The sequence below is a fragment of the Mycobacterium cookii genome, assembly GCF_010727945.1.
In the GTDB taxonomy this organism is placed as follows: domain Bacteria; phylum Actinomycetota; class Actinomycetes; order Mycobacteriales; family Mycobacteriaceae; genus Mycobacterium; species Mycobacterium cookii.
In genome coordinates this window covers 4518204-4533005 of the sequence record NZ_AP022569.1, presented here as the reverse complement: position 1 = coordinate 4533005, position 14802 = coordinate 4518204, and the positions used below count along the sequence as shown (strand labels likewise).

15 protein-coding genes are annotated in these 14802 nt (G+C 66.7%); 5 read left to right on the top strand and 10 right to left on the bottom strand.

The genetic code is table 11. The features are described 5' to 3' along the window. Positions 1–11 precede the first annotated feature (11 nt). On the bottom strand, positions 12–542 hold the full coding sequence (locus G6N27_RS21300) for an HAD family hydrolase (protein ID WP_163779859.1): 531 nt from the start codon (positions 540–542) through the stop codon (positions 12–14). 90 nt (positions 543–632) lie between these two features. On the opposite strand from G6N27_RS21300, the gene G6N27_RS21295 reads away from it, so the two are divergent. Both G6N27_RS21295 and G6N27_RS21290 read left to right on the top strand, forming a co-directional pair. Further along, positions 633–1289: a response regulator gene (locus G6N27_RS21295; RefSeq protein ID WP_163779857.1), complete on the top strand. Its 657-nt coding sequence runs from the start codon at positions 633–635 to the stop codon at positions 1287–1289. Next, the gene (locus G6N27_RS21290; protein ID WP_163779855.1) at positions 1286–2503 is read left to right on the top strand and encodes a GAF domain-containing sensor histidine kinase; all 1218 of its coding nucleotides are present in this window, start codon (positions 1286–1288) and stop codon (positions 2501–2503) included. The genes G6N27_RS21295 and G6N27_RS21290 overlap by 4 nt, the downstream gene beginning before the upstream one ends. Here G6N27_RS21290 and G6N27_RS21285 read toward each other — a convergent pair. Next, entirely contained in the window at positions 2500–3006 is a 507-nt protein-coding gene (locus G6N27_RS21285) for a MarR family transcriptional regulator (protein WP_163779852.1), read from the bottom strand. The genes G6N27_RS21290 and G6N27_RS21285 overlap by 4 nt on opposite strands. Positions 3007–3436: 430 nt before the next feature. Between G6N27_RS21285 and G6N27_RS21280 the strand changes: the two genes are divergently transcribed. After that, on the top strand, positions 3437–4075 hold the full coding sequence (locus tag G6N27_RS21280) for a DUF5994 family protein (protein WP_163779850.1): 639 nt from the start codon (positions 3437–3439) through the stop codon (positions 4073–4075). A gap of 31 nt (positions 4076–4106) precedes the next feature. Here the strand turns inward: G6N27_RS21280 and G6N27_RS21275 are convergent, their stop codons facing one another. The 4 genes from G6N27_RS21275 to G6N27_RS21260 are packed head-to-tail and all read right to left on the bottom strand — an operon-like array spanning position 4107 to position 8551. Continuing rightward, positions 4107–5150: an aminotransferase class I/II-fold pyridoxal phosphate-dependent enzyme gene (locus G6N27_RS21275; protein ID WP_163779849.1), complete on the bottom strand. Its 1044-nt coding sequence runs from the start codon at positions 5148–5150 to the stop codon at positions 4107–4109. Next, positions 5150–6169, bottom strand: a complete 1020-nt coding sequence (locus G6N27_RS21270) for a 3-oxoacyl-ACP synthase III family protein (RefSeq protein WP_163779847.1) — start codon at positions 6167–6169, stop codon at positions 5150–5152. Before G6N27_RS21270 ends, G6N27_RS21275 begins: the two co-directional genes overlap by 1 nt. Further along, on the bottom strand, positions 6166–6831 hold the full coding sequence (locus G6N27_RS21265; protein ID WP_163779845.1) for an SRPBCC family protein: 666 nt from the start codon (positions 6829–6831) through the stop codon (positions 6166–6168). The genes G6N27_RS21270 and G6N27_RS21265 overlap by 4 nt, the downstream gene beginning before the upstream one ends. Then, positions 6812–8551, bottom strand: coding sequence for a thiamine pyrophosphate-binding protein (locus tag G6N27_RS21260; protein ID WP_163779844.1), 1740 nt, complete (start codon positions 8549–8551; stop codon positions 6812–6814). The genes G6N27_RS21265 and G6N27_RS21260 overlap by 20 nt, the downstream gene beginning before the upstream one ends. A gap of 88 nt (positions 8552–8639) precedes the next feature. Between G6N27_RS21260 and G6N27_RS21255 the strand changes: the two genes are divergently transcribed. Together G6N27_RS21255 and G6N27_RS21250 are read left to right on the top strand one after the other, a co-directional pair. Beyond that, entirely contained in the window at positions 8640–9839 is a 1200-nt protein-coding gene (locus tag G6N27_RS21255; RefSeq protein ID WP_232064722.1) for a flavin-containing monooxygenase, read from the top strand. Beyond that, positions 9796–11136, top strand: coding sequence for an FAD-binding oxidoreductase (locus G6N27_RS21250; RefSeq protein ID WP_163779840.1), 1341 nt, complete (start codon positions 9796–9798; stop codon positions 11134–11136). The genes G6N27_RS21255 and G6N27_RS21250 overlap by 44 nt, the downstream gene beginning before the upstream one ends. Before the next feature lie 29 nt (positions 11137–11165). Here the strand turns inward: G6N27_RS21250 and G6N27_RS21245 are convergent, their stop codons facing one another. The 4 genes from G6N27_RS21245 to G6N27_RS21230 form a co-directional block, all read right to left on the bottom strand. Continuing rightward, positions 11166–11912 (bottom strand): anti-sigma factor family protein, encoded by a 747-nt coding sequence (locus G6N27_RS21245; RefSeq protein WP_163779838.1) that lies wholly within the window; start codon positions 11910–11912, stop codon positions 11166–11168. Between the two features lie 82 nt (positions 11913–11994). Beyond that, entirely contained in the window at positions 11995–12486 is a 492-nt protein-coding gene (locus G6N27_RS21240; RefSeq protein WP_408632617.1) for a sigma-70 family RNA polymerase sigma factor, read from the bottom strand. Positions 12487–12604: 118 nt separating this feature from the next. Then, positions 12605–14272 (bottom strand): carotenoid oxygenase family protein, encoded by a 1668-nt coding sequence (locus G6N27_RS21235; protein ID WP_163779834.1) that lies wholly within the window; start codon positions 14270–14272, stop codon positions 12605–12607. Then, positions 14269–14793 (bottom strand): sigma-70 family RNA polymerase sigma factor, encoded by a 525-nt coding sequence (locus G6N27_RS21230; protein ID WP_163782121.1) that lies wholly within the window; start codon positions 14791–14793, stop codon positions 14269–14271. The genes G6N27_RS21235 and G6N27_RS21230 overlap by 4 nt, the downstream gene beginning before the upstream one ends. Between the last annotated feature and the right edge of the window lie 9 nt (positions 14794–14802).

Below are 14802 nucleotides of genomic sequence, written 5' to 3'. Positions count from 1 at the left end.
TCGTCGCCGAGCTACGCGGCTAGCCGGTCAAGCCGCCAGCGGCGGTGCGCGCGCCGGAAACCGGAAGCCAGCAACGGGTTGGGATCGCCGTAGCCGGTCCGGACCTGCAAGACAGGTAGTTCGGCGGCCATCGCAGCCCGCATTCCACGTCGCGAGCCGGTGACGGCCAACGCATCGTGTGGCGTAATTCCCAACTCCCACAAGGCCAACCGATAGAGTTCGGCATCCCGGGCGTGCCCTGTCGGGATGTCGACGAGGTCGTCCACCGTCACGATCGTCTCGACCAGCCCGTCGCCGACCACGTGGCGCACCATCGTTTCGACCGGTCCGCGGTGCCGCGTGCTCACCACGCACACCCAGATTCCCGAGCAGAACAAGCTCATCACCGAATCGACCAGGCCGGCCCTGGCGATGTCCCGCCCGTCGTCGACCAGCGCGGAATCGGCGTCGAAGATGACCGCACGCAGGGCACCAGCGTTCGTCGCGGGTTCGCGGTCCCACCAGAACGTCCGGCCCGGACGAGTCTTCCCCTTGGCTCGCACGAGAGCAGAGTGCCCCCTACAGCCGCGATCCAGCCTCCCCCATTGGGGGGATTGGCGTGGCGAACCGCACCCGGCTGCATACTGTGTGCCATGGCGGCGCCGGTACGACTCGTCCTCGTCGACGACCACGAAATGGTCATCGAGGGACTCAAGGCAATGCTGGCCGCGTTCAACGACCGCGTGCAGGTGGTCGGCCAGGCCGTCGGGGCTGACCGCGCGGTCGACGTCGTCGACGACCTGCAACCCGACGTCGTGCTGTGCGATGTCCGCATGCAGGGCTCCAGCGGCCTGGACGTGTGCAAAATGCTGCGCGAGCGCCACCCCGACCGCAAGGTCGTGATGCTGTCGGTCTACGACGACGAGCAGTACTTGTTCCAGGCCCTCCGGGTGGGTGCCAGCGGTTACCTGCTGAAAAGCATCAACAGCGACGAGCTGGTGCGTCAGCTCGAGCTGGCGCATCAGGGCGACACCGTGATCGACCCGGGCATGGCGGCGCGCGCGGCCGACACCGCGGCACGCATGCAGCGTGACGAATTCTGGCCCGGTGCCCGCCAGGGACTGACCCAGCGTGAGAGCGAGATCCTGTCCTGCATGGTCACCGGGTTGTCCAACCGCGGGATCGCCAACAAGTTGGTGATCGGCGAGGAGACGGTCAAGAGCCACCTGCGGTCGATCTACCGCAAGCTCGGGGTGAACGACCGCACCGGCGCGGTCGCCACCGCCCTGCGTGAAGGCATCTATCAATGACCACGCCGCAACCTTCCAACGCGGTCCGCGACCTCGTCGACACTGACAAGGAGCTGGCGCTGCTGCGCGAACTCATCCAGGCCGCGTCCAGTGGGCCCGGGGTGGAACCGCTCGCCGCGGCTGCGGCGCGAATGATCACGGCGGCCACCGGAACCGACGTGTGCTTCGTGCACGTGCTCGACGACAGCGACCGCTCGCTGACCCTTGCCGGTGCGACGCCGCCGTTCGACGCCTCGGTGGGACAGATCCGACTTCCGTTGGGATCGGGCATCTCTGGCTGGGTGGCCCGGCATCGCGAGCCGGTCGTCATCACCGACGACAAGGAGGCCGACCCGCGGTATCTGCCGTTCGAGTCGCTGCGCGGACGTGATTTCACCTCGATGGTCTCGGTGCCCATGGAAACCGCGCCCGGCGGGCTGGTCGGCGTGCTCAACGTGCACACGGTGGCGCGTCGCGAATTCACCGACGGCGACGTCGAATTGCTGCGCGTGATCGGTCGCCTGATCGCCGGGGCGATGCATCAGGCCCGACTGCACCGTCAGCTGGTAGCCAGGGAGCGGGCGCACGAACTGTTCGTCGAGCAGGTGATCGAGGCGCAGGAGATCGAACGCCGCCGGGTCGCCGGCGACATCCACGACGGCATCTCGCAGCGGCTGATCACCTTGTCGTATCGGCTCGACGCCGCAGCGCGGGCCGTCGGCGGCGATCCCGCCGAAGCGTCCCGCCAACTCGGCGAGGCCCGTGAGCTGGTCGGCCTGACTCTGGGCGAAGCCCGCGCTGCGATCAGCGGGCTGCGGCCACCGGTCCTCGACGACTTGGGCCTGGCCGGCGGTCTGGCCAGCCTCGCCCGGTCGATTCCGCAGCTGGACACCGAACTCGAGCTGGAAGACGTCCGGCTGCCCGAGCACATCGAGATCGCGCTGTACCGGATCGCGCAGGAAGGGCTGCAGAACATCGTCAAGCATGCCAACGCCTCGGTGGCGCGGCTGCGGTTCGCCCTCGACGACGACATCGCCCGGCTCGAAATCCTGGACAACGGAATCGGTTTCGATACTTTCGAGAATCCGCTGGGCAGCGACGAGATGGGCGGCTACGGCGTGTTGTCGATGGCCGAGCGTGCTGAGCTGGTCGGCGGCAGGCTGAACATCCGATCGCGACCGGGCTCGGGAACGGCGGTCACCGCGACGATTCCGGTGCCGTCGGTCATCGACTAGAAGTCGCCGGCGCCCCGCCGCAACGTCTCGATCGACGACGCCAACGCCTGCGACTCGCGCTGCGACAACCCGATGTCGGCGAACACCTGCTCGTTGAGCGTGACGGTGGCGTCCTCGACGGTCGAGCGGCCCAGGTCGGTGATCTGCACCAGCGTGGTTCGGCCGTCGGTCGGATGAGGCACCCGCTGCACCAAACCGTTGGCCTCCAGTCGGCGAATGGCATGGGTGACGCTGGTGACGTGCACCTGCAGCCGGTCGGAGGCCTTGGTGATGGGCAACGCTCCGCTGCGGCTGAACGCCAGCAGTCGCAGCAGCTCGAACCGAGAGAAGCTCAGATCGTAAGGCCGCAAGGCATTTTCGACGCGGGCAAGCAGAATCTGGTGGGCACGCATCACCGATGTCACCGCGACCATTCCCTCGGCCACGTCACCCCAGCCGGCGCGCTCCCAGTTGGCACGCGCGATCGCGATCGGGTCGCGCTTGTCACGTTCGGATGCAGCCACGCCCTTTTCTACCGCACTGCGGCGGTCTAGCCATTGATAAGCGTGTTTGCACTGTTCATAGGTCGCGATCGCAGATCACCTCGACCGCGGCGGCATCGCCGGCCTCTGGCGGCCAGGCCGCACATGTTTCGCTGTTCAGCGATCCACTGCGACGACGTCGTCGCGCGCTGCCGGCGCGGCCACCGCAGTCCCGGCCCAGGTCGTGCCGGCGACTACACGACGGCACGAAAATAGCACTGGCACAAATATTTTGAATGCTGTTCGCCCGGCGTTAACCGCGCGCAGCTACCCAAGCGCCCTCGATATCACCCTTGGTCTCCGGTACTTGGGACCAATGGCCTTAGCGCCCCGGGGCTTGCCGCGGGCATCCTGGCCAAGTGCGCGATGAGGCGCCATCGCAATGATCCAACAGCGAAGGAGAAATCGCGTCATGCAGAACGACCTGTGCGTAGGCCAGCTCGAAGTCGACCCAACCGGCACCCGCGTGCGGGTCACGCCCAATCGACTCGCATCCGAGCACATTGACGGAGCCTGGTGGCCGCGCTCGACGCTGATGTCCGTCGAGCTGCCCGCCCTCTTGTCGTCGCTGTCGGCGCGGCTCGGGCAGATCGTCGGCGTGGGCTACCGCCAAGACGGCTGGACCGATACACCGGCACAGATCGACATCGCAGGCCACCCCGTCCAGTTGATGGGGTTCACCAGCGATGAGCCGGCCAGCGTCATCGTGATTGGCCACGACGGCCACCACCTCACGCTGCGCGTCATCGCGCCCGAGACCGATGACCAGGCTGCCCGAGACGCGCTGGCAGCGTTACCGGGACGCGCCGACGACAGTGCCACGGACCGCAAGGCGACCGCCGCCGCGCGATCCGTCGCCGACGTCGCGGACAGGCTGGCCCGTCGCGAGGGGCGCAATGACGACCAGCGCACCGCCGAGATCGTGCGCTGGTGCGAAGAGGTCGCAGAACAGTTCGAATCGGCCCCGGTCCAAAGCTTCGTCCCGATCCTCGTCGAACACATCGTCCGCAACCGGATGCACCAAAGCGCAACCAGGCCGTCGTCAGACTAATTCGCGCGGCGACGGGCCGACGGCTGAGGCCCTAGCGGAGTGACTTGTCCACAGCGGACAGCACCGCGAGCGTCGACGACAGGTCGCCGACGGTGATCCTCGCGCCGCCATCGGGATAGCAGCGCACCCGCGGCCCGCCGTCGGCGAACACCTCGCTCCACGGCCGGCGCGCGGCCGGAAGGTAGACGAAGTTGGCGTGCGAGTCCGTGCTGTACACACCCATCCCCATCAGGCGCAGCCGCAGGTGGTTGCGCTCGGCGGTGATGCGACGAATGCGATGCGCCAGTTGGACTTCGGCGTCGTAGGACGCGGCCACTGCTGTGGCACAAACGTTACTCATGCCGTACGGCAACTGCATGGTCCACAGCCGCTCCGCCAATTCGGGTGCGGCGAAGCCGTAGCCGATCCGCAGCCCTGCCAATCCATAAGCTTTCGAGAACGTCCGCAGCACAACGACATTCGGGAAGCGCCGGATCAGGTCCGGCCCGTCGATCCGATATCGCGGCGCGACGAACTCGATGTATGCCTCGTCAAGCAGCACGATCGTGTCGCGGGGGATCTGGTTGAGGAACGCCTCCACCGCGGCGCGCGACTCCAGCGTCCCGGTCGGATTGTGCGGCCGGCACAGCACCACCACGCTCGCGTTCGCGGCTGCTTCGGCCATCGCCGCCAGGTCGTGATGGCCGTAGGAGTTGAGCGGAACCGTGATCGGCGCCAGCTTCGCCATCCGCGCGAAGATCGGATAGCCGTCGAAAGTCGGTGTGATCATCACTATCCGGTGACCCGGCCTGGTCACCGCATGGAGTATCTGCATCACCACGCCCGACGCGCCGGTCCCAAGGATGACTTGCTCTTCGCTGACCCCGACCCGGTCGGCGACCAACCGTCGCAGCTGTTCAGGGAGGAACTCCGGATAGCGGTTGGCCGCGTCGAGGCAGTGGATCAGCGCCGAGCGGACCGCCGGCAGCGGTGGGAACGGACTTTCGTTGAGCGACAACGCCAGTGGGTCCACGCCAAGCGGCAGCGTGGCGAGGATCTCGGTGGTGACCGGGGTTCCGTGCGCCGGCTCGGCCATCAGTTGCGTCCGCCCCAGCGGACCGCGGCGGCTCCGGCGAAATCACCGGCATGCGCGAACGCGGCCATCATGATGGTGTCACCGGCCTGCAGCCGCCCGTCGGTGATCGCCCGGTCCAGGTTGACCGGAATGCCGGCACCGAACAGGTTTCCGCATTCGTCGTAGGTGTCGAGGTGTCGGGACTCGGGGACCTCGAGCGCCTCGCGCCAGTTGCGCAGGAAGACGCGGTTGGGCTGGTTGGTGACCAGCAGGTCAATGTCTTTGGAGCTCAGCCCGATTCGGTCACACACCGCCAGCGCCACCTCGGGAACCTGACGGTTGCCGCGAGCCAGCACCTTGGCGATCTTGGTCTCGGTGAACCCGATGCTGGCCTCACCCGGCCCGGCCTGCCACCACTTGCGCGGCGGGTCGATGGCGAGCGTCATGTCGCCGGCGTATTCACCGTAGGTGCGGCATTCGATGTCCAGGATGGGCGACTGGCTCGACAGCGCGACCAGACCGACCGCGGCACCGTCGCCGGGAACCGACGCCTGCGCCTTGCGGCGCACCCCCGGCTGGTCGAAGACCTGTCCGGCGGCGTTCTGCGCGATCGCGATCAGCGCCGTCCGGCCCTCGCCCGACGCCAGCAAGCGGCGGGCCACGTTGAGCGCCAACACAAATGCCGCACAGCCACCGTTGTGCAGATCCAGCACCCAGGACGGGCGCATACCCAACCGGTGAGCAATGCCACCGCCGGCGCCGTAGAACGGCATGTCGGGTACCTGGGTGTGGGTGATCAAGATGTCGACGTCTTCGATGGCCTCGTGGCCATGTCGCTCGATCAGTCCTTGGGCCGCGCGCTCGATCATGTCGATCGCGGTCTCGTCGGGCGCGACATGATGGCGCGACGTCGGCGCGCGAAACATGACGCTGTCCCGTAACTCGTCGGATTCGGCGAACTGGGCGTAATAGTCGGCGCTGATCGGCTCGCCGGGCAGGTAGCTGGCGACGTCGACGAGGCTGATGTCGGGCGCGCTCATCGCATCCACGCCGGGGTGACCGGCAGTCCGTTGCGGTGGCGGTACTCGGCGATGCTCTTGAGGTTGTTCAATTCCAGGCCGTGGCCGGCGCCGAACAGATCCCAGAAGTCGCCGACCCATCCGCTGCGCTGTTCCGGCGCAGCTTCGGGGTATGGGTTTTCGTCATAGAACGGGTGACGGCAATTCGTCCACAGCACAACCGAACCCGGCTTGTCGAGCACCGTCTGCGCGTCGAGGACACGCATGATGTAGATCATCCACAGGTGCTTGCCCTGGTCCCACGCGCAGTGGTAATCGACGGTGCGCGCCTGCGAATTGGAGAACGTCCGGGTGTAGATCGTGGTGTCGGGCAACAGCCGGTCGTAGGCCTGCCAGAGTCCGGGCTCGTCGGTCGGGGTGAAGTCGCGCAGGGTGTAGGTCCACTCTTCGAGGCTCCGGGTGTCCGAGAGGTATTCGAAGAGTTCGTCGGGCGGGCAGTCAACGTAGTCGTTGACCGTGCAGTACTGACCGAACACGTCCTCGTGCGAGTACACCGATCGCATCTTCGAGAAGAAGACGCCGGCGGTCTGCTCCAGCGGCGCGGTCTCGATACGGATCACGCCGTCGATCGGTTCGGTGGTGCCGGTATGGGTGACGATATCGTCAAGCGCTGGCAGCGACATGTGTGCGGTCCTCCTGTGCGAGTGGGATGTGATGGTTGGCGTAGCTCTGGGTCGACGATGCTTCGAGAAAGGGTGCAAACGGCGGGATTTCGTCGGCTGCGCATTCGACACTGATCACCGACGGGCCGTCGAGTTTCAGCGATGCCCGCACCGCCGCGGCCAATCCCGCGGTGTCGCTGACATCAGCCGACTCCAGCTTGGGGAACATCGCGGCCAGGCCCTCGCCGAGTTGGCTGGGCGAAAACCGGTTGTAGCTGTAGAAGTCGTTGTAGTAGAGCTGCTCGCGCGTCACACACATGGCGTGGGCGTTGTTGTTGAGCAACACGAAAGTGATCGGCAGCCGATAGTGCAGCGCGGTGTGTATCTCCATGCCGTGCATGTAGAAAGCGCCGTCCCCGGCGATCACCACCACCCGGCCGTCTGAGCCCCCAGTTTGTCTGCGGGCGAACGCCATTCCGATGCCGGCGCCGAAGCTGTAGCCCATGCCACCCATACCCAGCGCGACCGCGAACCGGCCGCGGCGCCGCACCGGCAGGTAATGCACGGCGGCCGCTCCGGTGTTTCCGGCATCGACGACGATGTCCACCCCGGCGGGCAGCGCGCGATCGAGCTGGGCCATCGCGTCGCGGTAGCGCACTCCCGGACCGTCGAACGGCGGCGGTGTCAGCTCGGTGTGCGCGACCACGTCGGGCACCCGCACTCCGGTGGGCCGTCCGGCGCCGCTGAGTGCATCGGTCAGCATCTGCAAGGACGCTTTCAGGTCGTCGGTGTGGACGTGTGTGCAGGGAAAGTACGGCGGTGCCGATCCGATGGACATCGTCGGTACCTTCGTCAGCGCATCGTCGAGGCCGGCCCGGGCTGTGACCGGCAGTCGGGTGCCCACCACCAGGCACAGACCGCTGCCGGATACCGCCTCGGCGACGCCGGGATGACCCATTACACCGGTCACCCCCAACGCCGACGACGAGCCCAGCCCCGGGGTGCCGGCGACGTCCTTGCCGTCCGGCACGCATGCCACCCGGGCCCGCAGCACCCCCCGCAGCGCTGCCAGCTCGGCACGCGCATCGTCGCGGGCCACTTGTTCGCCGGCGATGATCGTCACCGGTCCGGTCACCTTCTGCAATGCGCGCTCGATCGGATACGGATCGCCGACCGCTCGCTGCGGACCGGCATCGCGAGCGCATCGAGCTTCGATGACGGACTGTTGAACATCTTTGGGCAGCAACAACACTGCCGGACCGCCGGTGCGTGCCGCCGCGATGGCGGCCGGCAGCGCCGCGACGATGTCCTGCGGGTGCAGGATTCGTCGGCAGAACACCGTCGTCGCGGAGAACAACGCCTCGGCGTCGAGCGAACCGTTGCGCCCACTGGTGTCCTGAAAACTGCCCCGTCCGTCCATGGTGGTCGCAGGTTGGCCAACCAGCGCCAGCACCGGCACCCGGCTGGTGAACGATTCACCAAGGCCCGGAATCAGATTCAGCGCACCGCCACCTGAGGTGGCGGCCACCACACCGAGGCCCGCACCGCTGCGGCTGTATCCGTCGGCCATCGTTGCGGCGGAGAACTCGTGCTTGGCGAGCACCGCGGTGATGTCCGATCGGAAATATGCTGCGTCGTAGAGGTCTTCGATGTTGGCGCCGTCGACACCGAAGATGTATTCGACTCCGATCCCGGCCAGCTGCCTGGCAATGTGGTCGACCACTCGGTATTTCCTTGGCATACCAAAGACACGACGAGGAACCCGGGCCGGTTCAATACACCGCAAATGCCGCGGTGAACCGCATCGCACCGCCGACCGTGTCAAGAGTGTGTCCAGCGATCGCCGGAGCAGTCCTGACGTCGTCGTGGTGGGCGCCGGGCCGTCTGGTCTGGCGGTCGCGCGCCAGCTCGGGCACCGCCACGGGATTTCGACGTTGGTCGTGGACAAGGCCGCCGCACCCGCGGTGTCGTGGCGGACTCGCTATGACAACTTTCGCCTCAACACCAACGGCTTTCTGTCGCATCTTCCCGGACAACGGATTCCGCTGACCGCCGGCCGCTGGCCGACCAAAGAGGACATGGTCCGCTACTTCGACAGTTATGTGCGCCGGCAGAACATCGCGGTCGCATTGGGCTGTGAGGTCAGCGCCATCGAACGCACGCCCAGGGGCTGGCGGCTGACGACCTCGTGCGGCGAATTCTGGCCGGCTGCTGTCGTATTGGCGACGGGCCGGTACCGCACGCCGATCGTCCCGCCGTGGCCCGGCCTGAGCCGATTCACCGGTCAGGTCGTGCATTCCGGCGACTTCCGCAACGGGTGGCCCTTTCAGGGCCGCAACGTGCTGGTGGTCGGCGCCGGCAATTCGGCCGCGGACATCGCGGTGCAGCTGGCTGACAACGGAGCCGGTAAGGTCTGTCTGGCGGTGCGTACGCCACCGCATCTGGTACGCCGTGCCATCGGCCCGGTCCCGTCGGACCTATTTCTCGAGATGTTCGCGCGAGTGCCCGCACGGGTGGTGGACCCCATTGTCGGGCGACTCAATCGCATTCTGCTGGGCGATCTTTCGTCGTACGGCTTCAACAAGCCACCGCTGGGCCTGAAGGCGACGGTGGAACTGCGGGGCCGCATCCCCACCCTCGCCGACGAGCTGGTCGACGCCGTGCGGGCGGGCCGGATCGAAGTGGTCGGCGCGGTGACGGCGGTGCAGGCCGATCGGGTGATGCTTGCTGACGGCACCACGGTCACACCTGAGGTCATCATCGCCGCCACCGGCTTCAGCACCGATCTGGACGGCCTGGTCGGCCATCTCGGTGTCCTGGACGAAAACGGCGATCCGCGCGGCGGCTTCGCCTCGCACCTGCGCGACGGGATGTTCGCGATCGGATACGGCATTCCGCCCAACGGCCCGCTGCGCGCGATCAGGCTGGCGGCGACTCCGCTGGCGCGCACGGTCGCGGACTACCTGAGCACGAGAAGGGATTGTGATGACCGCACTCTGCGCACAGCGGACGTTCTTCCGGGGCGCTGACGGCTACGAGGCGGCGCGCCGCGGCACAGTCTGGAACGGCATTCTTCCGCAGCGCTTTCCGGATGCGATCGTGCAGGCTTGCGACGCCGACGACGTGGTCGCGACCATCAGGTATGCCCGCGCGCATGGTCATCGGGTCGGGATCCGGTCCGGTGGACACAGCTGGACGGCCAGCCATCTGCGCGACGGCGGCGTGCTGCTCGACGTGAGTCGTCTCGATCATTGCGATGTCGACGTCGACCGGATGACCGCACGTGTCGGACCGGGCAAGGTCGCCAGCGACTTTGCCAACGAGCTTGACGCACAGGGTCTTTTCTTTCCGTCAGGCCACTGCGAAGGTATCCGGCTCGGCGGCTACCTCCTGCAGGGTGGCTACGGCTGGAACAGCAAGGTTCTCGGGCCGGCGTGCGAGAGCGTGCTCGGACTGGAGGTCGTCACCGCCGATGGTGAGACGCTCTACTGCGATCCGCAGCAGCACGCCGACCTGTACTGGGCGGCGCGCGGCAGCGGACCCGGATTCTTCGGCGTGGTCACCTCGTTCACGTTGCGGCTGCATCGGCGCCCGCCCGTGTTGGGCACCTGCCTGTACATGTATCCGGTCGAAGTCGCCGACGAGGTGTTCGGCTGGGGCCGCTCGATCAGCGGCGAGATCGACGACCGGGTCGAACTGCAGATTCTCACCTCACGCAACGCACCGGAAGCCGGGCCGGACGTCCCGACCATCGCCATCGCGTCGCCGGTGTTCGCCGACTCCGAGGAGGACGCCGCGAAGGCGCTGTCGATCCTGGGCAGTTGCCCGGTGATCGACCGGGCAACTGTCAACGTGCCGTATCTGCCGACGACCCTGGCCAACTGGTATGCGGCGGTGATGATGAAATATCCTGCTGGCCATCGGTATAGCGTCGACAACATGTTCACGTCGGCCTCGGCCGACGAACTGCTGCCGGGAATCCGCACGATCATCGAGACGTTGCCCCCGCACCCGTCGCACTTCGTTTTCGCCGGCTGGAAGCCGTCCGCCGACCGGTCCGACATGGTCTACGGCGTCGAGGATGACGTCTATCTGGGCCTCTACACCGCGTGGCTCGATCCGGCCGACGATGCGCGCTACGGCGACTGGGCGCGGTCCAATATGGCTGCGATGTCGCACCTCGCGACCGGCATCTCGCTGGCCGACGAGAACCTGGCGCACCGTGCGGGCAGGTTCATCGCCGAGCCGAATCTGGCACGGTTGCAGCAGGTTCGGGCTGCCTACGATCCCGACGGCATGTTTCACAGCTGGCAGGCACACGACTGATTCGCTGAATCCTGTTGTGCGACGCGGTATTACAGCGAGCGCTCTAGCAGCACCTGTCCGTTGTCGGCGGAGACGATCTGCACCGCCGCGATCTGATCGACCGGCGTCGAGATACTGCCGGCCGGGTTGGCGGTGTGGCCGGGGCTGGCGACCCACGTCGCCAACTGGGTGTGTGCGCCGTCGCGACTCACGACGACCATCGCCAGCTTGTCGTGGTGAGCATTCACCGGGGCCAGGCAGACACAGTTCAGGTCGATGACGGTGCCCCAGTGCTGACTGCTGAGCTTGACCGTCGACGCCAGCGCGGTGGTCCCGACCTGAGACATCTGCAGCGCGGACACGCTGGCTTGCGGAGGTACGGACGTCGGCGACTGATGGACGGCGCCGACGAACACGCCGACCGCGATCACCGCGGCGGCAGCGGATCCAACCGACCATGCGACGACCCGCGAGCGGAGCCTGCGCTGCCGCACCGCCGACAGTAACGAAGGCAGCAGGTTCGGCGCTGTAGCCGACGGCTCAGCGGGCGGATTGCCCTCGTCGATCGCGGCGACCGTGCCGGCATCGAGTTGTGACAGCAGAGCCGGGATGCCGCTGAGTTCGGACACCGACTGGCTGCACGACGGGCAGCCGCTCAGGTGCGCTTCGAACTCGCGGCGCTCGGTCGGGGACAGCGAGCCGAGCACGTACGCGGCGTCCCATGTCGCGAAGTCGTGGCTCTCGCCGACGGGCGCGTAGCCGTCGCCGGGCGGGCCCGACCCTGGAACCACCCTCATCGTCTTCCCCCGTCTGCTGCTGTCATAGCTAGGTATTCGTAGCCGAAAGGCCCGCGGATGGCCCCACCGTTTGCCATCGCAATCATCGGGTCACCCCCATCTCCTGCAATGTGAGACGCAGTGACCGCACCGCATAGTGTAATCGGGACTTCACCGTCCCTTCGGCGATGTCGAGGTCGCCGGCGATCTGAGCGACGCTCCAGCCCCGGTAGTACGACCGCTCGACGACGGCTCGGTGTTCCGGCGACATCTGGGCCATCGCATCGGCGATCAGCAACCGATCAAGCGCCGAGTCGACCTCGTCGGGAACGGATTGCTCAGGTGCGCCCGATTCATCAAGCGAGCCAACGACATTGCGGAATCGCGGACTGCGCCGTTCGTCGATGATCATGTTGCGGGCGACGGTGAACAGCCAGGCGCGCGCCGAGCGTTCGGTATCGCCGATCACCTCGGGATGCTGCCACGCCCGCAACAACGTTTCCTGCACCACGTCTTCGGCCCGACTCGCGTCGCGGGTCAACCGAAGCGCGTAGCGCCACAACGGCCCTGCGTGCTCGTCATACAGCGCTTTCATCAACGCTGCCTCGGCGTCGCCTGCGCGGGTGAGTCGACTCACTCGATCACCTCCTGATATGTGATACGAGCGGCGCGCCTTTCTCGTTCATCTGTGCGGTGTGACAAGCCAATATCGCTCAGTCGGCGATCCAGTTGCCGTGGAATCCATGCGGCACGCGGCGCGGTAACCGAATGCGGGCGACGGGGTCGGCTTCGAAGTTCGAGGCGTCGATGACCACCAGATCGCTGCCATCGGTCACCGGGTCGTAGACGTACGTCAGGTACCAGCCGGCCAACTCGTCGACGTGCCCGACCGCGGGGGCGAAGACCGCCTCGCCAGGGACACCGCTGCCGCCGTTGAAGCGATGCTCGGTCGCGCTATCACGTCGCAGGTCGTAGCGCACCAGCGCGCCGCTGCCGACGGCCACCGAATAGCGGGCGGCAGCGCCGACCAGCCGGTCGTCGACGCGCGGGAATTCCACGCCGCGGTCGTCGATTTGGCTCTCCTCGACCGCGCCGCCGTCCAGGTTCACCTTCCATCGCCACAGTGCCGCGTCGACGCCGAATTCACTGCTGTCACGCCACATCTCGGGATACCGGAGGACTTCAAGCACGACTGATCCCCCGCTGTCGTAGGCGTTGGCGATGTGGAAGACGAAGCAGGGGTCGACGTCGAACCACCGCACCGGGCCGTAGGGATCGTCGCGACGCAGCACCCCCAGACGGGCCTGATACCGGTCGTCCCAGCGGTACGGCAGATCCCGCCGATAAGGCTGACGCAGCGCGACATCCAGGTTGAACAGCAGCGGCAGATCCAGGAACACCACATGGCTTTCGGTCAACGCGAAGTCGTGCATCAACGTCAGCGCGGGCACCTCGAGCGGGCGGCTGACGGTCAGCGTGCCGTCGGCGTCGGCGCGGTGATAAGTGACGTGCGGCTCGAACAGGTTGCCGCTGCCGAAGAAATGCATCTCGCCGGTGGTCGGGCAGATTTTCGGATGAGCCGTCATCGAGTCGGCGAGCATGCCGCCGAAGTCGAAGGCACCCAACGTTTTCAGGTCATTGCTGATCTCGTAGGGTAGCGAGAACTCCATCAGGGCCAGCGTTCTGCCGGCATGCCGGACGACATGGGTATTGGCGATGCTGGAGTGCAGGTTCCGGCTGCCGTCGTCGTTATAGGGCGGCGCCGGGTCGTCGAAACTCTCGGTGCGCACCCAACGGTTTCGGTACCACGCAGCACGGCCGTTCTCCAGCCGGATCCCGTGCACCATCCCATCGCCGACGCACCAATGGCCGTCACCTGCACGCGGATTGGGGCCGTTGCGCAGATACCAGCCGTTGAGCTCGGCAGGGATGCTGCCCTCCACCGGCAGATCGAACTCGGTCAACTCGTCATGGACCGGCGTGTAGTTCCCGGTACGAAAGACTCCGAAGACGGTCCGCGCATCCACGGTCGCGGCCGTCGCCATCGCCGGTGGCCGTTGCACCCGATCCGCCACCGCAGCCAGCCGCTGGTCGGCCTTCGCCAGCAGCGGCGTCAACAGGTCCGGGCACGGCGGGGCCGCGATCGGTTCGTCGGCGACAACCTCGTCGAAGTCCACCATGGTCAGCAACGTTGTCACAGAACCCAATTCGGCGACCGCGTCGCGGCACGAGCCGCAGCCGGACAAATGCGCCTCGAATTCGCGCCGGTCGGCATCCGACAGCGCACCCAACACGTACGCGGCGTCCCACATGGCGTAATCGTCGGCGCCCGGGGGCGTGTCGCCGTGACCGGGAATCCTGCCGTTGCGGGATTCCGTCATTGCGTCACCCCCATCTCCACTAATGCCTGCCGCAGTGCGCGAAGCGCGTAATGCAGCCGCGATTTGACCGTGCCCTCGGCGATCCCGAGGTCGGCGGCGATCTGCGCCGTGGTCCAGCCCTGGTAGTAGGAGCGGCCGACCACCGCCCGGTGCTCAGCGGACAACTGCGCCATCGCAGCGCCGATCAATGCCCGGTTCAGCACCCCACTCGATTCGTCGCCGCCTGCCGGTTCGGGCAGACCTGAGCCATCCGACGGGATGAACTCGTGGCGATACCGCGCGCTGCGCCGGTCGTCGATGACCATGTTTCGCGCAACGGTGAAAAGCCAGGCGCGCGGTGACTGCCCATTGCTGAAGACGTGTGGGTGCTGCCATGCCTTCAGCAAAGTCTCTTGCACCACGTCCTCGGCATGGGCGGCATCACCGGTCAATCGCCACGCATAGCGCCACAAAGCAGCGGCGTGTTGATCGCACAGCCGCTCCAGAGCATTGGCATCCGCGCCGGTGCCCGGTATGTCCATCACCAGCCT